This is a genomic window from Pseudoalteromonas sp. FUC4 (assembly GCF_008370255.1).
Lineage (GTDB): Bacteria > Pseudomonadota > Gammaproteobacteria > Enterobacterales > Alteromonadaceae > Pseudoalteromonas.
Genome location: NZ_SEUI01000006.1, coordinates 73,259 through 94,914, shown reverse-complemented (window position 1 = coordinate 94,914; position 21,656 = coordinate 73,259). Strand labels below are relative to the sequence as shown.

The window sequence follows — 21,656 nt, the reverse complement described above, 5'->3', positions numbered from 1 at the left end:
GTTTGGCCCTTTTATTTTGCTATTTTTCTACTTTGTCACTTTTTCTAAAAAAGCTTTACGCTCTGAAGTTGTGGCTTGTTGCCACCAAAAATCAAGCATTTGCGGCGCACTTGGCATGCCTTTACCTGTAATTGGTGCTATCGGCTTTATTGGCTGACTAGGACGAGAAGGTCCTGCAGGCATTGTATTTTGCATTACCGGTTTATTGCTTGCTAGCTGCGTGTTAGAAATAACACTTAAAGGCTTAGCAACAGCGCTACTTTTTGCTTTTAAACTAACTTGTGGTGCTTCTGCAAATACTTTTGCAGATACTGCATTTTCAGCACGATTAAACACTAAGGTATAATCTTTACCTGCTTCAACAGTTACACTTACCCAAAATGGTTCCGACTCCACAACTTCATGCGTGTCATAATCATCTTCATATAAATCGGTATATTTTAGCCTAAGCTGGTAAGTTCCTGGCGCAAGCTCTACATCATCAATACGGCTAAACAAAGAGCTTTCTAGCATTTTATCGCCCACTTGCAGTGGTACAATTTCTTCTGGAAAGTGGATATTTTCAGCATTAGCCGAAAAACTAACTAGTAATGCAACGGCACTACTTATTAAAATTGGTTTAAGCATATTAACTCCTTTATTTGATTTCAGTTTGACACTGCTTTGAAAGTTTGTCATTAGTGAGCTTAAATTTCATAACACTTAATTAGGAACACACTATGAGCCAAGAAACTATTTTTACCAAAATAATTAATCGTGAAATTCCGGCCGATATCGTTTATGAAGATGAAGACACAATCGCATTTAAAGATATAAACCCACAAGCACCATTTCATGTGTTAATTATCCCAAAAAAAGCAATTACCACTATAAATGATATAAACCCTGAAAACTCACACTTAGTAGGCAACTTATATGTTGTTGCGGCTAAATTAGCTAAACAGCATAATTTTGCTGATGACGGATACCGCGTGGTTATGAACTGTAACGAACATGGTGGGCAAACTGTTTATCATATACATTTACATATGCTTGGCGGTAAAGAAATGGGATGGCCACCTTATCAAGACACAAAAAAGTAAATTAATTAATTTTTTTGTTACTTTATTTTGCTGAAGTAATTAGTTACAAATATTATGATTTTTCATAAGCCTAAAGTGAAAAATAGTTACTTATTTGCAACATTTTATGTTTAAATAATCGTAAAATCGTATTTGTTCTTGAGTACATCGGCGACTTCCTAATACAAAAGGTGTGGAAGTCGTGGTAAACTTAATCAGTCAGCTTTATAAAAGAGTAAAAAAACATGAGCAGTTCAGCCTTTTTGTTATTAGATCAAGAGCCAATTAACACTATTGGTATTAACGTTTTAGAACCTTTGTTAAAAACGCAAGGCCTTGACGTAACCACTGGTACAAACATTTTAGATGTACCTGAAGGGACTCGACTTCTGTTTATTGAAACATCAAGTAAAGATGCATGGGGAAAGCTAAAAGAACAATTAGTAAACCTACGTACTAAATGCGATATCATATTATTTAATCTAGACGAAAACCCAGAGCTCGCTAATCGCGCGCTATTAAGTGGTATTCGTGGCGTTTTTTACACAACAGATAACGCCGATGTATTAATGAAGGGCATTCGTTTATTACTTGAAGATCAACTTTGGTACCGCCGCGATATAATGTGTAATGCTTTAAATCGTATGCTTCAGTTTAATAAAGATGCACTGCATAAACTAACCGAAGGTGATATAGAGCCTGTTAAGCTTACTAAACGAGAAAAAGCAATAATCTCACTAATGAGTAAAGGTTCGAAGAATAAAGAGATCGCAGAAGATTTAAGTATTAGTCCACACACAGTTAAAACACATTTGTATAGCGCATTTAGAAAAACTAAATGTCGTAACCGTATTGAGCTACTATCTTGGGCACAACAAAATATCCCTGATGAAATTCGTTAATCATATATTTAGTTTAAATTTAAAAGCAGACACTTAGGTGTCTGTTTTTGTATGTGTTACACACTTATTTAATACCAATTTGCTTGCCTAAGTGATCTGTTTTGATAATTGGTATAAGTGTATACTTTTGATAACTTTAGTTTAATAACTACTTTGCTGGAATATTAATGCTCGACTCTTTCACCCTTTATTTTGCCAGCATCGCCATCATGGTTGTAATGACCTTACTTAATTTTTTAACATGGCGAACGAACAAACAAATATCGGGCACGCTGCTATACATTTTCTATCCCATATTGCTATTAGGCTCTGTTATTGGTTTTACTCTTGTTGGTGATACACATAATTTAGTAATTATTAGCGCTGCCAGTAGCATGATGTTTGCCGCATCAATAGTGCATTGTTTATCGCTCAGTCAGTTTTTAAATTATCATGGTATTGGTTTTAAATTACTTTGCTCAGTGACCGCTTTTTGCACTGTAATGCTTGGCTATTACACCTTTTTTGACCCATCTCTACACGAAAGAGTGATTGCATCCGATATACAACACATAGCAGAGGCCGGCTTTTTACTCTTTATATTTATTAAGTACGCGCGCAAACCCTACCCTAATGGCAGCATTGTATACATAACCATTTTAACGCTTGTTGCTTTGAGCTTTATTGGCCGCTCGTTATTTATGGATAACATTGAACAAAAAAATCTTTTAGTAAACGGCTGGTTTAGCTCTTTATTATTTCTAAATGGGGTAATTGCGCCCATGTTTTATGCTGCAGGTATGGCGTTATTATGTAATGAGCGCAGAGAGCAGCACCTCAATAAACTCGCTGATAAAGCACAAAAAGACTTAGAAATACGCGGGCTCTTTTTATCAACAATAAGCCACGAAATTCGCACCCCACTAAACGGTATTTTAGGCAGCGCCCAACTTGTTATGAACCAAACAAGTGATACTCGCAATAAAGCTTATTGCGAGGCGATTATAAATTCTGCCGAATCACTTAACTTGTTGGTAGATAAGGTCCTTGATTACGCGAGCCTAGATCAGAGTGACGAAGCGCTTTACGAAGAGGATGTAGAGTTTAAAACATGGCTTAATAATTTATGTTTATTACTAAGTCCAATGGCCGAGCAAAAGCAGCTAAAATTTGAGCTTATCTATAATATTCCTGAGCAAGCCTGTTATTACTGCGACCAACAAAAACTTAGACAAATAATTATTAATTTAGTCGGTAACGCCATTAAATTTACAGATCACGGAACCGTTAAAATTCAGGTTGATTTAGTATTAGAAAAGCAGCTTGAGCACACGATAAAAATTAGTGTCAAAGATTCAGGGCCAGGTATAGAAAATGACGAGATAGCCTACTTAACAGAACCTTATGTACAAAGTAGCGCAGGCAAAGAAAAAGGCGGAACCGGCCTTGGTTTAGCCATTACTAGCCGCTTACTTGAAAAGCTCAATAGCCGACTCGAAATAGCCAGCCAACTTGGTACAGGCAGTGTATTTAGCTTTACCGTTACTTTTACTTTAGGTGAATTAAGCCTTGTAGAGCAGCGCCATCAAACTAAAGATTACTTAACAGGTCTTGATGTATTACTGGTTGAAGATTTAGATTTAAATCAAAAAATTGCTATAGAATTTATGGCCGACGATGAGCACAAAATTAAGCTCGCAAAAGATGGAAAAAGCGCCATAGAGCTCATGCAAGCTCACCACTTCGATGTTGTTTTACTTGATATGAACTTACCTGATTTAACAGGCCAAGAAGTACTTAAACGTCTAAAACGCATTGATCATAAAAATCAACGAACGCCAGTACTCGCATTTACTGCAAGCCTTAGCCCTGACGAAGTAAAAGAGTATTTAGAATTAGGAATAAAAGATATTGTAGGCAAGCCTATTAAGCACGAAAAGCTTCGCCAAGCACTTAGCGACTCTCAATCTAATCAAACTGCGAGTATTGCAGTAGAGCTTATTGATACTTTGTATGACAAAACAGCGGCCGAAACACTCACCAGCTCGTTTAGTGAAGATGAAGTATCGTCGATTTATAATGAGTTTGTGCTTTCGGCGCGTAACAAGCTAATTCGCTGTCAAAAGCTTATCGATCAACAACCAGAGCAATGCATTAAACTTTTACATCGCCAAGCAAGTACCGCGCTGCAACTGGGTTTTAACCGTTATGGTATTGAGCTTAAAAAAATAGAGCGCCGTTTACTCGATAAAAAGCCACATAACGATATGCTTGATGAAGCTTTAGACCTTTGGCAGCGAAGTCTGGAGAAATACTTAAAGTTTGTGCGTGGGCAGTTAGAGTAATAGTGAATTAGCTTTAAAAAAAGCTAATGCTTAACCCCTTCCATATTTATCATCAAATCGCTCTATATCGCTTTCATCAAGCACAGCACCGGTTTGCACTTCAATGACAATTAACGGCTCTTTTTGATTATTAGCCAAACTATGAATCTGCTTAGCCGCGATATAACACGATTGGTCGTGCGTTAGCGTATGCACTTGCTTATCAATACACACATCTGCAATACCCGAAACCACAACCCAATGTTCAGCACGATGCTGATGACGCTGCGTCGAAAGCTTAGCACCGCTGTTAACTGTAATTTTTTTAACTTTAAAGCCAGTGCCTTCAACCAAAGTACGGTAATTCCCCCACGGGCGAAAAACCACTTGATGATGGCTAAGTTTATCGGCCTGTGTTGTAGCAATTTGCTTAAGCAACAAAGGCAGAGAATCTAGCTCATTTGGGTTTGCAATTAACGTGGCATCATGAGTATGAATAATTGCTAAATTGCTTACTCCAAGTGTGGCAATAGTGTGTTCAGCCTCGTTAATAACTAAGTTATTAGTGCTTTTTTGAGCCATATAATTAGCATTTAAACTATTACCGTTTTCATCTTTTTTTGTAAGCGTATCAAGGGATGAAAAACTACCTACATCACTCCATTTTAAATCAATAGGCATAACAACTACGTTATCGCTTCGCTCTAAAATGGCGTAATCAATTGAATTGCTTGGGCAGTGTACAAGCGCACTGTTGCTTGGGCGGGTAAACCCTAAATCTTTAGTAAATTGTGCTGCTGCAGCAACACTCGTTGCTATTTTTGGCGCAAACCGCTCGAGCTCTTTTAAAAAGGCCGCAGGGGTAAATAAAAACATGCCGCTATTCCAGCTATAACCACCTTGAGCTAAATAACAGTTCGCTGTATCTAAGTCAGGCTTTTCTTTAAATTGAGCAACATCGTAACAATCCGTTCCAGCAATAGCCGCGCCTTGTTTTATATAGCCATAGCCAGTATGCGGTTCTGTAGGCGTAATAGAAAATGTAACTAGCTTTCCTTGCTCAGCAAGTTTTACAGCTTCGGGGAGCTTAGCCGTTAATACATCAAAGTTTTTAATATGATGATCGGCAGGCATCACTAATAGCGGGCCGGTAATCCCATTTTGCAGTGCATAGTGGGCGGCTAATGCGATGGCAGGCGCGGTATTTTTACCTTTGGGTTCGAGTAATAATGCAGTAGGAGTTGAGCTTTCAGCCTGCTCGGCGGCAATAAATCGGTGCTGCTCATTACACACTAAAATAGCATTATCAAACAACTCATTAGAAACACGCGCCAATGTACTTTGCAGTAATGACGTGTTTTCACTAAGTAGTGGTAAAAATTGTTTAGGCATTGCTTGGCGAGAAAGCGGCCACAAGCGAGAGCCTATGCCACCGGCTAAAATTACAGGAGTGATTAAAGTGTTCATAATGTACATTAGCCGCCAACAAAAATATCAGCGACTATTTTAACACTTTATTGGCTCTGCGCTAAATTAACATGTTTATATTAATGTAAAAGAGTCTGCATCTAAATAGGCAGGAAACGCTGCTTTAAATTCATCCAGTGGCGCTTTTTCAAGCGTGATAGTAACTAGTTGCTCTGCGTCATCTTGCGCTTTAGCTAATGCATCGCCTTTGAAGTCGTATACTGCGGTACCGCCATTGTGCAAGGCACCATTACCGTCGTCACCCACTCGATTAACACCTACTACGTAACACAGGTTTTCCATTGCACGCGCCATAAGTAACGTATCCCAAATATGGCGGCGTACAGCCGGCCAATTTGCTACGTTTATCATTACATCGTAGTCATTATTATTGCGTTGAAATACCGGAAAGCGCAGGTCATAACATACCTGTGGTAATAGTTTAAAACCGTTGATTTCAAAAACTTTACGCGCTTGCCCTGCTACAACGTAATCGCCCTCGCTGCCTAAGCGAAATAAATGGCGTTTATCGTAATAACTCACCTCACCATCGGGTTTTACCCAATAAAACCGATTCGCTTTTTTATCGCCTTGTGCAACAAGTACAGAACCTGCAATAACCGCACTATGTTTATGAGCCTGCGCCTTTAACCACGTCAGTACTTTACCGTTTTCAGGCTCTGCACAATCTAAATTGATAGCAAAGCCAGTCGAGAATGTTTCGGGCAGTAAAATAAGATCGGGCTGATGTGTAATTGCTTCTAGCTGCTTATTAAACATGGCTAAATTAGCATCTTTATCAAGCCAATAAAGCGAGCTTTGCAATGCTGTAATGGTTAAAGTTGACATAATATTTGCGCAGCCTCTATGAGAGTGTTGTCGTTTTTAGCAAAGCATAAACGAATTACTTTGTCGATTGGTGGATTTTGATAAAAAACACTTAACGGAATAGCCGCAACACCGGCTTGCTCAACTAACCAATGGCAAAAATCAACATCGTTTAAATCCGATACATCACTGTAATCTAACAATAAAAAATAAGTGCCCTGGCTAGGTAAAATTTTAAAACGGCTGTTACTTAAATGGCTCGCTAATAAGTCGCGTTTTTGCTGATAAAACCCGCTTAGCTCATCTATATGCTCACCTTGTTGCTCGAGCATATCGGCAAGCGCATGCTGTGCGGGGGTAAAACTAGAAAACGTAACGTACTGATGAATTTTTCTAAATTCGACAGCTAAATCGGCAGGTGCAATACAGTAACCCATTTTCCAGCCCGTGCTGTGAAACGTTTTACCAAAACTCGATATAACAAAGCTTTTGGTAAATAATTCATCATCGCGTAATACACTTAAATGCGGTTGTTCATCAAACGTAATGTGTTCATATACCTCATCGCTTATTACATATAAATTGTGAGTGCTAACCAACTCTTTAAGCTTTTTTATATCATGTGGCTGTAATATTTTACCGCTAGGGTTATGAGGTGTATTTATAATAATTGCACGGGTATTTTTAGTAATTGCTTGGCTTACTACTTGCCAATCAATAGTGTAATTTGGCGCACTTAAAGCAATGTGTACTGCCTTACCGCCTGCTAACTCAATAGCGGGTTGGTAGGAGTCATATGCAGGGTCAAATACAATCACTTCATCACTGGGGCGCACAATTGTTTGAATAGCCACAAACAATGCCTCTGTTGCACCCGAGGTAACCGTAACTTGCTCTGCCGCATTAATTTTTGCAGCGTATTTTCGCTCAACTAAATTGGCTATTTGCTGCTGTAATCGTGGTACACCGCTTGAGGGCGAATACTGATTTACACCTTGCTGAACATAGTAATTTAGCTGTGTTTTTAAAAGTGCGGGAGCGTCGAATTCAGGAAAGCCTTGCGATAAGTTAATTGCTGAAAACTGATTAGCTAAGCCACTCATTTGGCTAAATATACTAACACCTAAATTTGGTAATTTACTTTCAAACACGTGATGCCCTTAATGATGGTTTCCGCTTAAAGCGATGCTATCACTGCTTTAAATAAAAGTGTAGCCGCCAAAAGGTAATTAGCTTTACGGTCATTAGTGAGGCAGTTATGCAAAACAATGCCACAATGAGCAAGTTATTACATGCGGCAACAAAGAAGCACTTTTTAGTTTATTAATAAGCTAATTAAACTGAAAAAGGCGCCATTAGCGCCTTTTTAGTTAATCTAAACTTTGGATAGTAAATCTATCTTAAGCGGAGTTAAGGTTAGTTAAAACTTACTGATAATTTTCGTAAATTTTATCCAGCGGCTCTGAAAGCCCACTTTCTTGGACTATTCGAACATGTTTACGACCTAACTCACGCGCACTAGTTACACCGCATGAGTGAGCAATTAAACCGGCTCCGTAATGAATGTATTTATTATAGTTAGCAACGCGCTGCGCCTTATCAGCTACATTAAGGCCTTTTTGTAAATTTTTGTTATGCGTGGTAATACCTGTAGGACAAGTATCTTTATTACATTGCATTGCCTGAATACAGCCCAGTGCAAACATATGACCACGAGCCGATACAACAAAATCAGCACCGAGCGCTAATGCCCATGCAACCTTTGATGGAACGATTAATTTACCCGAAGCAATAATCTTTACGCGCTCTCTAAGGCCGTGCTTTTCAAGCATATTAACGACAAGCGGCAAGCTTTCGCGAAGAGGTAAACCCACTGAATCCATAAGCGGCTGCGGTGCAGCCCCCGTACCACCATCAGCACTATCAATTGTTATAAAATCAGGTGCAGACTCGATGCCACGATGATTTATTTCTGCAAATAACGTTTCTAACCACGTGTAATCACCAATAACGGCTTTAAAGCCTGTTGGTTTTCCTGTGGCATTACGTACAGTGGCTATCATATCGAGAATATCGGCTGGTTTTTTAATTTCAGGATGCCCATTAGGACTAATCGAATCTTGCCCTTCTGGAATACCCCTAATTTTAGCTATTTCGGCGTTAACTTTACGCCCTGGGAGCATTCCACCCTTGCCAGGTTTAGCGCCTTGGCTCATTTTTAGTTCGAACATTTTGACTTGCTCATGAGCTGCTATTTCTTTAAGTTTTTCGGTACTTAAGTTTCCATGCTCGTCTCGGGCACCATATTTAGCTGTTCCAATTTGAAATACCAGATCAGCGCCACCTTCAAGGTGGTAAGGGCTTAAGCCCCCTTCGCCTGTGTTCATCCAGCAACCCGCTAATTTAGCACCTTTTGATAAAGCGCGCACAGCAGGCTTTGAAAGCGCACCAAAGCTCATGCCCGACACATTAAATAACGAATTAGTGGTGTAAGGTGTTTTACAATACGGACCTAAAGTAACATTACTCGGGTCGAGCGCTTCTTCATCTAAAGTAGGAAAAGCACAGTTCATAAACATAACCGTGCCAGTTACTTCTAAGCTTTGGGTTGAACCAAATGCAGCGGTGCGATCGACATCTTTTGCTGCGCGGTAAACCCAACTGCGCTCAGCGCGGTTAAATGGCATTTCTTCTCTATCGAGAGCAAAAAAGTATTGTCTGAAAAACTCACCTTGGCGTTCAAAAAAATATCGAAAACGGCCAATTACTGGATAGTTACGCCTAATAGCATGTTTTGTTTGTGTTATATCGCGAAAGTAAAAAATAATAACAGTAAGCACAATTAACCCAAGTGCGATAATAAAAATACTCGCAAATACGTCAATACTAAACATAATGAAATTGCTCATCTAAGGCCCCTTGATGGCTATATTTTTAAATAATATCTATTGCGTAGTATGTGAATATTTTGACGATTGGAGTCGCTAAAATAAACTACACTACTAGCTCTGTGGTATAAAAAAGGTGTTGTGGTCAAAATGACACAACACCTTTGTTTGTTCAAGGTTTATAAGCCCTACAAAGCTACTTTTGCTGCTTACTTAACTCATTTTTTATATATAAACGTACCTGTGTTTCTAATACTGACAAGGGCACTGAACCATGGCGAAGAACCTGATGATGAAATTCGCGAATATCAAAATTTGGTCCAAGCGCTTGCTCCGCTTCAACACGTAAACGTTTAATAGTTAACTCACCAATTTTGTATGACAGTGCTTGGGCTGGCCAAGATATATAACGATCAGTTTCTGTTTTCACATTATGCAGCGAAAGCGCAGTGTTCTCGCTCATAAAGTTCATAGCTCGCTCGCGGCTCCAGCCATACATGTGTATCCCTGTATCAACAACCAAGCGTGCTGCTCGCCACATTTCATAAGTTAAGCGACCAAAACGGCTATATGGGTCTTGATAAAAGCCTGCTTCTAAACCTAAGTATTCAGAGTAAAGCCCCCAACCTTCGCCAAATGCCGAAAGGTAAGCATCACGACGATAGCTCGGCAAATTTTCAAGCTCTGCATTAAGTGATATCTGTAAATGATGACCTGGCACTGCTTCGTGCAGAGTCAGCGCTTCTAAAACATAAAGTGGACGCTTATCTAATGCATAGGTATTAACCCAGTAGTATCCGGCTTCATCATCTCGATTAGAACCAGAATATCGACCTGTTGTGTATTTAGGGGCAATACTTGCTGGTACAGGTGCTACGCCGTAAGGTTTGCGTGGCAAGGTATGAAACAACTTAGGCAGTTGTGCATCCATTTTTTTGGCTATGTAAGAGGCTTCTTTTAAAAGTTGTTCAGGTGTTGTTGCGTAAAACTGTGGGTCAGTACGTAAAAAGTGAATAAACTCAGCAAATGAGCCTTTAAAACCAACTTCTTTTATTACAGCTTCCATTTCACCTCGAATGCGAGCAACTTCTTTTAAGCCTAACTCGTGGATCTCTTTTGGTGTCATGTCGGTAGTAGTGTAATGCTTAGCACGGTTTTTATAAAAAGCTTTGCCATTAGGGGTTTCTGAAATACCAATACTTGTGCGGGCGCCCGGTTGGTATTGCTCAGTAAAAAACGTTAAGTAGCTTTTATATGCTGGTATTACTTTATTTTTTAAAACAACTTTAGCTCGCTGTTGAAGTGTATAAAAGTCACTCTCACTTAAACTGGCAGTGTTAGTTAAAAATGGTTTATAAAATTCTGATTGAGTTACATCATCAACAATATAAGTATTTATAGAGTCTTCGTATCCTTCTAACACTGCTTTTGGTTGGGTGAGACCTGTTTCGAGCCCTTTTTTCATCCAATATATATTTTGCTCAAAAAAGCGGGGAATTTGTGCTAAACGTGCAAGGTATGTCTCTAAATTTTGCTCTTTTTTATATTGAGAACTGTTAACGATGTACGACAGACCGGAGTGAAAACCATACTCAGATGTAAGCGGCATGTAATGCGCATTAAACACATATTCGTCAACGCTATTTTGTACCTGAGCACGAATAATACTTAAGTTAATTTGATTTTCGTCACTAAGCTTAGTTGCGTCTACGGCATCTAAGCCTGCTAATAATTGAGTATTACTTTTGTACTGCTCTGCTAAAAATTCTGGCGATAAATTGGTAAGTAAATAGCCATCACCCCCTTTTGAACTGCTATAAGGGTTTATACTTTCTCTATATTGAACAATAGATTGCGCCACTTGAGTAAACTGCTCATTCGCATTGGGTGTGGTTATTTGACATGCACTTAACGAACATAAAGCAGTTATGCCAAGAAGCGTTTGGCGAAGCGTTTTTGGTAAAAAAAGATTCATTATTATTTAACTTGATGATGCAATAGATTGCATAAAACTATCGTAGGGTAAATAAATAGCAAGTAAATGAGACAAACTAGCACGCTAAAAACCTTACAAACAATAAGTGTAATTAAAGTATTACTTACGTTAACAGAGCTAAAAACCAGTCTAATTGATGAGAAAAGCAGCGGTTGAGTCGTCAAAGTTAAATTTAAGTATCCTAACTCTCCTTTTTACTTTTAAATAGTTCGCATAACGATTACTGTAGTAAAAAATAATAAAAAGCTGGATGCATAACCGCCTCATGGAATGAGATATTTAAAATTTGCACTTATGCGTACTTAGTTGGTATTTAAAATGATGTTCCATGATTCCATGGCTATTGCTCAAGAAAAAATGACTAAAGTGTGTGTGTTTTTAGAGCGCTATGCACTTCCACCTACACCGCTCAATTATCACGTTATTTATACTTATACCAGCCAGGCTAATCTTAAGCTAAATAAAGTTTTAGACCGCGCTATTGCGGTTGAAGATAATATTGACAGCGTTTTAATTGAACAGCTACATGCTGAGTTTTTAAATACGGGCCACACAGCGCAAGTCAGCATGATTCAAAACGTTGATGGCGTTATAAATTCACTTTCTCAAAATTCTCAAGCCACTGAAAAGCAAATAATTCGCTTTGCGGGTCATGTAAGTGACTGCGTACATTCGCTAGATGAGAACAACATAGAGCAAAGCCGTCAAGCGCTTGAAGTACTTCATAATCAAACCTCTGAATTACTAAATCATCACAAACAATTTAAGCAAGAACTAAGTAAAGCCAAGCAACTACACGAAAAAACACAAAAGCAACTAACTCAGCTTCGTAAACAACATATTGTTGATAACCAAACAGGACTTTATAAGCGCCATTATTTAACACAACAAACCCAAGTGTGGACTAACCAGAAAAAATCTATCTGCGCTATTGCGATTCAAATAGATAACCTTGATCACTTTACTGAAAATTACGGTGATATAATCGGCGAAGTTATTTTAAATAAAGTAGCTAAACAAGTGCAAAAATATGTTTTTCAAAGTGGCTTGCCTGGCCGCACAGCGAAAGATCAATTTACTGTTTTACTCGCCGATATAGACCCAGAAACAGCCAATGTTATTGCTGAAAAAGTCCGAAATGGAGTCGAAAAGCTACGTTTTGTAAGCTCTAAAACAGGGATTAAGTTACCTAGTATTGGCTTATCTCTAGGAATTGCTCAACATCTACAGGAAGATGATTTTAATCAGTTAGCTAAAAAAGCGTCTCATGCGGCTTTTAAAGCGCGGTCATTAGGACAGAGTAGTTATACTGCTGGCCAATAAATTACCTGATAAATCATATTCAAATTGCACCTACTGCGTACAATAAAGTACACTAACCTCTATTGTCACGATAGAGATTAATCATGAACGAAACCGAACAAAAGACCACGCATTTTGGTTATAAAACAGTAGCCGAGAATGACAAAGCTTCTATGGTTGCTGATGTATTTCACTCAGTAGCTGCAAAATACGATGTAATGAATGATTTAATGTCTTTTGGTGTGCATCGTTTATGGAAACGTCAAACTATTGCAAGCTCAGGTGTTCGTAAAGGGCATCATGTTCTCGATTTAGCCGGCGGCACAGGCGACTTAACCGCAAAGTTTAGTCAATTAGTGGGCGAAACCGGTCAAGTAGTATTAGGTGACATAAACTCATCTATGCTCAAGGTTGGTCGTGAGAAACTACATAACCTTGGGTTAGTGGGCAATATCGACTACGTACAAATGAATGCCGAAATGCTGCCATTCCCAGATAATAGCTTTGATGTGATCACTATTGCCTTTGGTTTACGTAACGTTACCGATAAAGACAAAGCCCTGCGCTCTATGTACCGTATTTTAAAGCCAGGTGGACGATTGCTTGTTTTAGAGTTTTCGAAACCAGAGCATGAAGTACTTAGCAAAGCTTACGACTTTTACTCATTTAATTTATTGCCAACAATGGGTAAACTTGTTGCTAACGACAGTGAGTCGTACAAGTATTTAGCTGAATCTATTCGTATGCATCCAGATCAAGATACGCTAAAAGCGATGATGGAAGATGCGGGCTTTGAGCAAACAACATATCAAAACCTCACTGGCGGAATCGTTGCGCTGCATCGTGGTTTTAAATATTAAGGCTAGCAGTTATGGCGCTTGAGAAAACAGCAAAAAGCAATAATGGTGCAATGACATCTGAGTTTTTTATGTTACCTAACTTTGTACTCTCGCTTATTGAGCGTATATTAAATCAAGCACTTAACCTTGATCCACAACTACCTCAAAAGCTAAGCGCAGTTAAACATCAGCGTTTAGTGGTTGAAATAAGAGACTGGCAACAAAGCATTCAACTTGTTTATAGCGCTGAGCAATTACACTTATATAGTGCTCAAAGCAATGAAAACGCAGATTGTATGATCAGCGCCGACATAGATACGCTTTTAGCGCTCAAAAACCCAGCAATGCTTACCCAATTAATTCGCCAAGATAAGCTCGACTTGCAAGGCGACTTAAATATTGCGCAAACTTATAGTAATGCGTTTTCAGACATTGATATTGATTGGCCTGAGCAGTTTTCTAAATATATTGGCGATACCCCCGCTCAGCAGTTATACCTGCACATAAAAAAACTAAAACAAAACGGCAGTAAAACCAATACTAAAATAAGTATAATGCTTACAAGTTTATGCCAAGATGAGCTCGCAATTACTATTCATCCATTAGAGCTTGAGCAGTTTAAACAAACAAATAGAGAGCTCAAAGGGCAAGTAGCTGCCGTTGAGCAACGTATTAATGCCCTTTTAAACTCTTTTTTACCTTCAAACACCCGCTAAGGATTTTTTGTGTCGACTGCACGCTTATATAACATCACCAAAACGTTACTTAGCTATGGGTTAGACGAGCTAATTCCGAAACATAAGATCCCTTGGTTTGGTAAAGTAGCTCGCGGCAGTTTATTTTGGCTACGTAATCAACACAAAGAAAAATCTCATGGTTTACGCTTACGTTTAGCACTGCAAGAGCTTGGCCCTGTTTGGATTAAATTTGGTCAAATGCTCTCAACCCGTCGTGATTTACTCCCACATGATATCGCTTTAGAGCTGGCATTTTTACAAGACCAAGTGGAACCTTTTGAAGGTGAGCTAGCCCAAAAAATAATTGAAAAAGCACTCGAAATTAACGACATAAGCGAATTGTTTAGTGAGTTTTCACAAACGCCATTAGCGTCAGCATCAATAGCACAAGTGCATACAGCAAAACTGCTTGATGAACACAGTATTGAGCAAGATGTCGTAATTAAAGTCATTCGACCAAATATTCACGAGCAAATTAATGCAGACTTGGCGTTAATGGAAAAACTTGCCAAAGTCCTCGCTAAGGTACACAGCGAATCAAAACGTCTTCGTCCTGTCGAAGTTGTTAAGGAGTATAAAAAAACGCTTCTTGATGAACTCGATTTAATGCGAGAAGGTGCCAATGGCATACAGCTAAAGCGTAACTTTGAAGGTTCAGAGTCATTGTATATCCCTGCAGTGTATAGTGATTACAGCCGCAGTAATGTACTCGTAATGGAACGTATTTACGGTGTACCTGTATCTGATAAAGATGCGCTTATGGCGCAAAACACCAATATGAAGTTATTGGCTGAGCGTGGCGTAGAGGTATTTTTTACGCAAGTGTTTAGGGACAGCTTTTTTCATGCCGATATGCACCCAGGCAATATATTTGTTTCTCGCGAGCATCCTGAAAATCCAATGTATATTGGTATTGATTGCGGTATTGTTGGCACTTTAAGCAAAGAAGACAAACGCTACTTAGCCGAAAACTTCATTGCCTTTTTTAATCGCGATTACCGCCAAGTAGCACAGTTGCATGTTGATTCAGGTTGGGTTCCACACGATACCAGTATTGAAGAGTTTGAGTTTGCGATTCGTACCGTATGCGAGCCTATATTTAATAAGCCTCTTGCTGAAATTTCATTTGGTCATGTGCTCGTAAATCTATTTAATACCGCACGTCGTTTTAACATGCAGGTACAACCGCAACTAGTCCTACTACAAAAAACCTTACTATACGTTGAGGGATTAGGGCGTCAGCTATATCCGCAACTCGACTTATGGAAAACAGCCAAACCCTTTTTAGAAGATTGGGTAAAGCAACAAGTCGGCCCATTATCTATATTGAAACAAATGTATGCTAACTTACCATTTTGGGCTGAAAAAATGCCTGAGTTACCCGATCTAATTTACCAAAATTTAAAGCGTGCACCACACGTTCAACCTCTAGAACAAAAGGGTTCTCATAAATCTTTAATTTTAGGTTTATTTGGTAGTGCAACAATGATTATGGCAACACTTTGTTATTTACAACACGATTTAATAGCTGCAAGTATTGCAATAGGCTTATCGTCCATTAGCTTTATAGCAGCATGGCGAAGCGCATAAACTGAGTGCTATTTACGCTATTGGGCGTATAATTAGTATTTAAAATAGACATTTAACCATTTTATATATTGGAGAAAACCATGGGTTTTGGTGGTATTAGTATTTGGCAATTATTAATTGTTTTGGCGATCATAGTGTTGCTTTTTGGCACAAAAAAACTACGCGGTATGGGTGGTGATATTGGAGGCGCTGTTAAAGGCTTCAAAAAAGCAATGTCGGATGATCAAGCGAGTGAGCAAGAAAAATCAGAGCAAATTCAACAATCAGAAAAAAGCACCGTTGACGACTCAACCAATACTGAAAAAAGCAAAGATAGCAATAAGGTTTAATAAGTATGGGTATGTGGGAACTTGTTGTTATTTTTATTGTTGGCTTAGTGGTGCTCGGCCCTGAGCGCTTACCTGTTGCTATTAGAACAGTGAGTAAATGGGTTAAAACAGCTAAATCACTTGCCAACTCAGTAAAAGCTGAAGTAAGTGAAGAACTGCGTATTCATGAACTTCACGAAAACCTTAAAAAAGCAGAACAACAAGAACTAAAAGATTTAAGCCCTGAGCTACAAAGCTCATTAACAGAGCTACAAAAAGCAGCTGAGTCAGTTACCCACAGCTACAAAAAAACACAACCTGATACATCAAATAACCAACAACTTGATGAAAAAAAGTGAAATTTATCTCTCACTTTGTAGTCAACTTACTACATGGTATAAAAAATAATGGCTGAGGAAGTAAAATCGGGGTTTGTAGCTCATTTAATTGAGTTGCGTGATCGGCTAATAAAAGCGCTATTGAGTATTTTTGTTATTTTCATTGCCATAGTATATTTTGCAAATGACATTTACGCCTTTGTTGCACAGCCATTAGTTTCGCATTTGCCAAGTACTGCAACCATGATTGCAACTGATGTAACAGCGCCCTTTTTTGCACCTTTTAAGCTTACTTTATTTGTTGCTTTATTTGCGTCGATTCCGTGGATATTGCATCAAGTTTGGGGGTTTATAGCGCCGGGTTTATATCAGCACGAAAAGAAAATGCTCATGCCTATTCTCGCCTCAAGTATAATATTATTTTATGGCGGAATAGCTTTTTGTTATTTTGTAGTTCTGCCTATTATTTTAGGTTTTTTTACAAGTACAGGTCCCGAGATGATGACTCTTGCGCCCGACATAAGTAGCTATTTAGGATTTGTATTAAAGCTATTTTTTGCATTTGGTGTCGCTTTCGAAATTCCAGTGGCAATAATGCTGCTATGCTGGAGTGGCGCAACAACAACAAAAAGCTTAAAAGAAAAGCGCCCTTATATCGTCGTGGGTGTTTTTGTAGTCGCGATGTTTTTAACACCGCCCGACGTGTTATCACAAACATTATTAGCATTTCCGATGCTTCTTTTGTTTGAATTAGGTCTAATTTTAGCAAAATTTTATACCGCTAAACCACAAAAAGAATTTGAGGAATAAAATGAAAAAACAACTACTCTCACTATTGGTTTTATTAAGCGCACCGACTTTTGCTGCGCAAACGCAATTTAATACTCAAGCGTTACAAGCATGTAGCTTTATTGAGAACGACTTTAACCGATTGCTTTGCTATGACAATACAATTGCAGGTAAATCACTAACAAAGCCAACAGTAACAAAAACGCTTACTCCACCAACTGCTAACAATGTACCTCAAGTCGTAGCTGCTGCACCAATTCAAGAAAAGGCAAAAGCTGACGATTTTGGTTTAGAGCATAAAAAAGAAGAACAAGTAGAAAAAGAAACTGAAATCAAAGCGATGGTTACATCAGTTGATGAGGCTGCTTATGGTGAATTAATTATTTCGCTAGATAACGGTCAACAATGGCGTCAAATTGGCTCTGACAGCATGCGTTTAAAAGAAGACGATACAATTGTAATTAGCCGCGGTGCATTCAGCTCTTTCCTATTGAAGAAAGAGGGCAAAAACCGCTCTATACGCGTTAAACGTACTAAGTAATGTCGTATACGCTAATTGATGCTGGAGTTAACTTAACTAATCATCAATTTGATGAGCAGCACCTTGATGTAATTGCCCGTGCCAATGAAGCGGGTGTTACAAATATACTTATTATTGGTTGTGATATTGCAAGCAGTCAGCAATCACTTGAACTTGCAACAAAGCACCTTCAATATTCTACGGCGGGTATCCACCCACATGATGCTAAATCGGCGACGAATGAATTAGAAGCACAATTAACTACCCTTACAAATAATAAGCAGGTCATAGCGATTGGTGAATGCGGCCTTGATTATAATCGCGACTTTTCGCCTCGTGATGTACAACGTAATGTTTTTAGGCGCCAATTAGCACTTGCTGAAAAGTTAGATTTACCTGTTTACTTACATGAACGAGATGCAAGTGACGACATGCTGAGTATTTTAAAAGAGTTTAATATTCGCGGTGTACTTCACTGCTTTACGGGTAACTCAGCAGCTCTAAAGCAATATTTAGAGCTAGGTCTATATATTGGTATAACAGGTTGGGTATGTGATGAACGTCGTGGTAAAGAGCTACAGCAGCTAGTTCCTAGTATTCCTCTAGAACGATTATTAATAGAAACTGATGCACCATTTTTGATTCCACGAACAGTTAAGCCAAAACCTAAATCACGTAAAAATGAACCTGCCCTGCTTCCTTATATCTGTCAAACGGTTGCACAACTTTATCAAATAGATGAAGAAGTTGTGGCCCGTCAAACTACTGAAAACTTTCACCGTGTTTTTGGTTTAGAAGATCGTTAATGGCCTATGCAAAGGCACTTTTAAGCCTATTAGTATTCCTTTGCACTTTTTGCTCTTTCGCAAACCCGGTAATAATAAAACACGATTTTAACTCTAAAAATATTAATAACCTGTATTACTCTTTTGAACCAACGTCGCTATTAAGTGCACAACAAAGTGACCATATACAGTGGCTAAAAAACACAGGAAAACCTCTTAATTTAGGTCTTGAGCAGCGCCCTGTATGGATAAAATTTAAAATAAAAAACACACTTAGTTATAATACTGAGCAAATATTGTCACTAAACAACCCTTTGCTAAACGACGTTCAAGTATATCAATTACATAACTCGCAATTACTTTCTTATACTCAAATTGGTGATGCCTACACCCTTGATAAACGTAATATAAAGAGTGAATCTTTATTAGTTAAACTAACTAGCCCTGCAAATAGCGAAACGATTATTATATTGAAAGTGGCGAATAGCTCAGGCTTACGAGCCCCTTTAACACTGTGGCAACCAGATGCTTATTTGACACATAAAGGTAAACTAAATTTACTCTATGGCTTATTGATTGGCTTTATATTTTCCTTAGGTGTGAGCTGCTTAGTTTTATATGGTTTTTCACGTAAACACTATTTTGTGTATGCTGGTGTTATAACTCTCACATTAGGCAGTGTATTAGCCTATCTTTGTGGCTTTGGTCTTAGGTATATACATCCTAATTTACCCGCGTTACAGCAAGTTATGCTCCCTATATTACTCATGCTTATTACTTTAATGTTTTTGCCTTTGCAAAAGCAAATTTGCCATCCTCAGCCATCATTTTTACTAACCGCTCAAAAAGTAGTAGTTAACGCTTTAGGTATTTCGTTATTATTTATTTGGTTACTCCCAAACCACATAGTTACACTATTTTGTTTAATCACTACTCCAATCGTTTTAGGCTTTTATATTGTAACTACGTTTATGTGCGTGCGTTTAACGCCTTCTAAACCGAATAAAGCACTATTGCTCGTATTGGTTTTTTTCTTGGTTGTGATGCTTTATTTTACTATTGCTGTAATGGGGTTATATGCATTTAGCAGAAGTACGCTCGCATTTGTGTTTACATGCTTTTTTAGTTGCACTTTCTGTTTATGTTACAGCGTTATGAAATTATTTATTTTACAGCGAGATGAAGAAGTAACTACTCAGCAAGCCTTGATTGCTGAAAATGCAGCTCAAGATACGCTACTTAAAGAGCGCTTAAAGTTACAAGAAAAAACACACCAAGAACTAGAATCACAAGTGGACGAACGTACCTTTGAATTGCAAGTTACGCTCAGAGAGCTTGAAGAAAAAAATCGAGCCCTTGAGCTACTTAATACCGAAGATGCTTTAACCGGAATAAAAAACAGACGCTTTTTTGATAAAAAACTGGTAATGGAGCTGCGTCGCTCTCGTCGAGAACAAACACCGCTTAGCATTATTATGCTTGATATAGACCGGTTTAAAGCCATCAACGATACATACGGACATATTATTGGCGACCAAGTTATTAGAGCTGTATCTGACCTTATAAAAGATCATTTAAAGCGACCACTCGATGAAGTTGCCCGTTACGGCGGTGAAGAATTTGTGGTGTTATTACCTAATACCCCCAATGAAGGTGCACAAGATATAGCAGAAAAAATACGATCTGCTATCTCTGCAAGCACTGTAACGGTTGCCAATAACGATATTCAATTTACAATTAGCGCAGGTATATACACCAGTATTGCTGATGATGTTAGCAATCCTCAAATATTTACTGAGTGCGCCGACAAAGCACTTTATTACGCAAAGCAGCATGGCCGTAATCAAGTAATCACTTTTCCATTACCACAGTAGGAGCATATTAATATGGCCCAATCAGGATTAGACCTTTTCCCGTATACTCGCATGCGCAGAATGCGTCGCAGCGATTTTTCTCGCCGCTTAATGGCCGAGAATCAACTTAGCGTAAACGATTTAATTTACCCTGTATTTGTACTTGATGGTAAAGATCGTCGCGAAGCAATTGAATCAATGCCAGGTATTGAACGCTTATCAATAGATTTGCTACTTATTGAAGCTAAAGAATTGGTCGAACTTGGAGTACCGGCAATAGCTATTTTCCCGGTAACGCCTGCGGGTAAAAAATCATTATTTGCCGAAGAAGCATATAACGATGATGGCTTAGCGCAACGTACCGTAAGAGCTTTAAAAGAAGCCTTTCCTGAGTTAGGTGTAATTACTGACGTAGCACTTGACCCTTTCACTACGCATGGGCAAGACGGCATCATTGATGATTCAGGCTATGTTATTAACGATGTCACTACAGAGGTTTTAGTTAAACAAGCACTCTCTCATGCACAGGCAGGTGCCGACGTTGTTGCACCTTCTGATATGATGGATGGTCGTATTGCTGCAATTCGTGAAGCACTTGAAGCAGATGGATTTATTCATACTCGTATTATGGCGTACTCTGCTAAATATGCGTCTAGCTACTACGGCCCATTTAGAGATGCGGTAGGCTCTGCTGGAAACTTAAAAGGCGCCGATAAAAAAACCTATCAGATGGATCCTGCTAACTCTGATGAGGCAATACGTGAAGTCGCATTAGACTTACAAGAGGGTGCTGATATGGTCATGGTGAAACCTGGCATGCCTTACCTAGATATTGTACGCCGTGTGAAAGACGAATTTGGAGTACCTACTTTCGCATATCAGGTAAGTGGAGAGTATGCAATGCACAAGGCGGCAATTGATAATGGTTGGCTGGCCGAAGAGGCGACAATAATGGAATCCTTACTTGCCTTTAAACGCGCAGGTGCCGATGGAATTTTAACCTACTTTGCAAAGCAAGCCGCACAATACTTCGCTAAAAAGTAAATTTTATAACAAGGCGGTCAAACCGCCTTTTTACATGCATTTACATTTTTGTATTATTTTAGTCACATTTATTCTCTAAACTAGTGTCCCATTTTGGGATTTAATA

20 protein-coding genes are annotated in these 21,656 nt (G+C 38.7%); 14 read left to right on the top strand and 6 right to left on the bottom strand.

The window, feature by feature from the left end; all coding sequences use genetic code 11:
* Positions 1 to 27: 27 nt before the first annotated feature.
* Positions 28 to 627, bottom strand: a complete 600-nt coding sequence (locus EU510_RS16615; protein WP_149594411.1) for a DUF2057 domain-containing protein — start codon at positions 625 to 627, stop codon at positions 28 to 30.
* Between the two features lie 92 nt (positions 628 to 719).
* On the opposite strand from EU510_RS16615, the gene EU510_RS16610 reads away from it, so the two are divergent.
* From EU510_RS16610 to EU510_RS16600, 3 genes are all read left to right on the top strand, one after another.
* Positions 720 to 1,082: a histidine triad nucleotide-binding protein gene (locus EU510_RS16610; RefSeq protein ID WP_149594410.1), complete on the top strand. Its 363-nt coding sequence runs from the start codon at positions 720 to 722 to the stop codon at positions 1,080 to 1,082.
* 224 nt (positions 1,083 to 1,306) lie between these two features.
* Entirely contained in the window at positions 1,307 to 1,963 is a 657-nt protein-coding gene (locus tag EU510_RS16605) for a helix-turn-helix transcriptional regulator (protein WP_058548763.1), read from the top strand.
* Positions 1,964 to 2,130: 167 nt separating this feature from the next.
* Complete coding sequence (locus tag EU510_RS16600) at positions 2,131 to 4,287, top strand: ATP-binding protein (protein WP_149594409.1); 2,157 nt, start codon at positions 2,131 to 2,133, stop codon at positions 4,285 to 4,287.
* Positions 4,288 to 4,317: 30 nt separating this feature from the next.
* On the opposite strand, the gene EU510_RS16595 is transcribed toward EU510_RS16600, so the two are convergent.
* The 5 genes from EU510_RS16595 to EU510_RS16575 form a co-directional block, all read right to left on the bottom strand.
* Positions 4,318 to 5,733, bottom strand: a complete 1,416-nt coding sequence (locus EU510_RS16595; protein WP_149594408.1) for a mannose-1-phosphate guanylyltransferase/mannose-6-phosphate isomerase — start codon at positions 5,731 to 5,733, stop codon at positions 4,318 to 4,320.
* A gap of 75 nt (positions 5,734 to 5,808) precedes the next feature.
* A complete protein-coding gene (locus tag EU510_RS16590; protein WP_149594407.1) occupies positions 5,809 to 6,582 on the bottom strand; it encodes an amidohydrolase in 774 nt (257 codons plus the stop codon).
* Positions 6,570 to 7,712 carry a methionine aminotransferase gene (locus EU510_RS16585; RefSeq protein WP_149594406.1) on the bottom strand — a complete coding sequence of 381 codons (1,143 nt, stop codon included), beginning with the start codon at positions 7,710 to 7,712 and terminating at the stop codon, positions 6,570 to 6,572. Before EU510_RS16585 ends, EU510_RS16590 begins: the two co-directional genes overlap by 13 nt.
* A gap of 276 nt (positions 7,713 to 7,988) precedes the next feature.
* Positions 7,989 to 9,470, bottom strand: coding sequence for an FMN-binding glutamate synthase family protein (locus EU510_RS16580; RefSeq protein ID WP_149594405.1), 1,482 nt, complete (start codon positions 9,468 to 9,470; stop codon positions 7,989 to 7,991).
* Between the two features lie 175 nt (positions 9,471 to 9,645).
* Complete coding sequence (locus EU510_RS16575; protein ID WP_149594404.1) at positions 9,646 to 11,424, bottom strand: DUF885 domain-containing protein; 1,779 nt, start codon at positions 11,422 to 11,424, stop codon at positions 9,646 to 9,648.
* A gap of 357 nt (positions 11,425 to 11,781) precedes the next feature.
* On the opposite strand from EU510_RS16575, the gene EU510_RS16570 reads away from it, so the two are divergent.
* From EU510_RS16570 to hemB, 11 genes are all read left to right on the top strand, one after another.
* A complete protein-coding gene (locus EU510_RS16570; protein WP_149594513.1) occupies positions 11,782 to 12,768 on the top strand; it encodes a GGDEF domain-containing protein in 987 nt (328 codons plus the stop codon).
* 83 nt (positions 12,769 to 12,851) lie between these two features.
* Positions 12,852 to 13,607 (top strand): bifunctional demethylmenaquinone methyltransferase/2-methoxy-6-polyprenyl-1,4-benzoquinol methylase UbiE, encoded by a 756-nt coding sequence (gene ubiE / locus EU510_RS16565; protein ID WP_007579859.1) that lies wholly within the window; start codon positions 12,852 to 12,854, stop codon positions 13,605 to 13,607.
* 11 nt (positions 13,608 to 13,618) lie between these two features.
* Entirely contained in the window at positions 13,619 to 14,302 is a 684-nt protein-coding gene (locus EU510_RS16560) for an SCP2 domain-containing protein (protein WP_149594403.1), read from the top strand.
* Positions 14,303 to 14,311: 9 nt separating this feature from the next.
* Positions 14,312 to 15,913: a ubiquinone biosynthesis regulatory protein kinase UbiB gene (gene ubiB, locus EU510_RS16555; RefSeq protein ID WP_149594402.1), complete on the top strand. Its 1,602-nt coding sequence runs from the start codon at positions 14,312 to 14,314 to the stop codon at positions 15,911 to 15,913.
* 80 nt (positions 15,914 to 15,993) lie between these two features.
* On the top strand, positions 15,994 to 16,242 hold the full coding sequence (gene tatA / locus EU510_RS16550) for a Sec-independent protein translocase subunit TatA (RefSeq protein ID WP_149594401.1): 249 nt from the start codon (positions 15,994 to 15,996) through the stop codon (positions 16,240 to 16,242).
* A gap of 5 nt (positions 16,243 to 16,247) precedes the next feature.
* A complete protein-coding gene (gene tatB / locus EU510_RS16545) occupies positions 16,248 to 16,580 on the top strand; it encodes a Sec-independent protein translocase protein TatB (protein ID WP_024589471.1) in 333 nt (110 codons plus the stop codon).
* Positions 16,581 to 16,628: 48 nt separating this feature from the next.
* Positions 16,629 to 17,369, top strand: a complete 741-nt coding sequence (gene tatC / locus EU510_RS16540; protein ID WP_149594400.1) for a twin-arginine translocase subunit TatC — start codon at positions 16,629 to 16,631, stop codon at positions 17,367 to 17,369.
* Between the two features lies 1 nt (position 17,370).
* Positions 17,371 to 17,889, top strand: coding sequence for a hypothetical protein (locus EU510_RS16535; RefSeq protein ID WP_149594399.1), 519 nt, complete (start codon positions 17,371 to 17,373; stop codon positions 17,887 to 17,889).
* Positions 17,889 to 18,674: a TatD family hydrolase gene (locus EU510_RS16530; protein ID WP_149594398.1), complete on the top strand. Its 786-nt coding sequence runs from the start codon at positions 17,889 to 17,891 to the stop codon at positions 18,672 to 18,674. The genes EU510_RS16535 and EU510_RS16530 overlap by 1 nt, the downstream gene beginning before the upstream one ends.
* On the top strand, positions 18,674 to 20,527 hold the full coding sequence (locus EU510_RS16525) for a diguanylate cyclase (RefSeq protein ID WP_149594397.1): 1,854 nt from the start codon (positions 18,674 to 18,676) through the stop codon (positions 20,525 to 20,527). Before EU510_RS16530 ends, EU510_RS16525 begins: the two co-directional genes overlap by 1 nt.
* A 12-nt stretch (positions 20,528 to 20,539) precedes the next feature.
* Complete coding sequence (gene hemB, locus EU510_RS16520) at positions 20,540 to 21,550, top strand: porphobilinogen synthase (RefSeq protein WP_149594396.1); 1,011 nt, start codon at positions 20,540 to 20,542, stop codon at positions 21,548 to 21,550.
* Positions 21,551 to 21,656 lie beyond the last annotated feature (106 nt).

Excerpts from the sequence above, each read along its gene's own strand:
- tatB (WP_024589471.1), top strand. The coding sequence starts at position 16,248 with ATGGGTATGTGGGAACTTGTTGTTATTTTTATTGTTGGCTTAGTGGTG.
- EU510_RS16560 (WP_149594403.1), top strand. The coding sequence starts at position 13,619 with ATGGCGCTTGAGAAAACAGCAAAAAGCAATAATGGTGCAATGACATCT.
- tatC (WP_149594400.1), top strand. The coding sequence starts at position 16,629 with ATGGCTGAGGAAGTAAAATCGGGGTTTGTAGCTCATTTAATTGAGTTG.
- EU510_RS16570 (WP_149594513.1), top strand. The coding sequence starts at position 11,782 with ATGGCTATTGCTCAAGAAAAAATGACTAAAGTGTGTGTGTTTTTAGAG.
- tatA (WP_149594401.1), top strand. The coding sequence starts at position 15,994 with ATGGGTTTTGGTGGTATTAGTATTTGGCAATTATTAATTGTTTTGGCG.
- hemB (WP_149594396.1), top strand. The coding sequence starts at position 20,540 with ATGGCCCAATCAGGATTAGACCTTTTCCCGTATACTCGCATGCGCAGA.
- EU510_RS16575 (WP_149594404.1), bottom strand. The coding sequence starts at position 11,424 with ATGAATCTTTTTTTACCAAAAACGCTTCGCCAAACGCTTCTTGGCATA.
- EU510_RS16580 (WP_149594405.1), bottom strand. The coding sequence starts at position 9,470 with ATGAGCAATTTCATTATGTTTAGTATTGACGTATTTGCGAGTATTTTT.
- EU510_RS16535 (WP_149594399.1), top strand. The coding sequence starts at position 17,371 with ATGAAAAAACAACTACTCTCACTATTGGTTTTATTAAGCGCACCGACT.
- EU510_RS16610 (WP_149594410.1), top strand. The coding sequence starts at position 720 with ATGAGCCAAGAAACTATTTTTACCAAAATAATTAATCGTGAAATTCCG.
- EU510_RS16595 (WP_149594408.1), bottom strand. The coding sequence starts at position 5,733 with ATGAACACTTTAATCACTCCTGTAATTTTAGCCGGTGGCATAGGCTCT.
- EU510_RS16615 (WP_149594411.1), bottom strand. The coding sequence starts at position 627 with ATGCTTAAACCAATTTTAATAAGTAGTGCCGTTGCATTACTAGTTAGT.
- EU510_RS16590 (WP_149594407.1), bottom strand. The coding sequence starts at position 6,582 with ATGTCAACTTTAACCATTACAGCATTGCAAAGCTCGCTTTATTGGCTT.
- EU510_RS16530 (WP_149594398.1), top strand. The coding sequence starts at position 17,889 with ATGTCGTATACGCTAATTGATGCTGGAGTTAACTTAACTAATCATCAA.
- EU510_RS16605 (WP_058548763.1), top strand. The coding sequence starts at position 1,307 with ATGAGCAGTTCAGCCTTTTTGTTATTAGATCAAGAGCCAATTAACACT.
- EU510_RS16525 (WP_149594397.1), top strand. The coding sequence starts at position 18,674 with ATGGCCTATGCAAAGGCACTTTTAAGCCTATTAGTATTCCTTTGCACT.
- EU510_RS16600 (WP_149594409.1), top strand. The coding sequence starts at position 2,131 with ATGCTCGACTCTTTCACCCTTTATTTTGCCAGCATCGCCATCATGGTT.
- ubiE (WP_007579859.1), top strand. The coding sequence starts at position 12,852 with ATGAACGAAACCGAACAAAAGACCACGCATTTTGGTTATAAAACAGTA.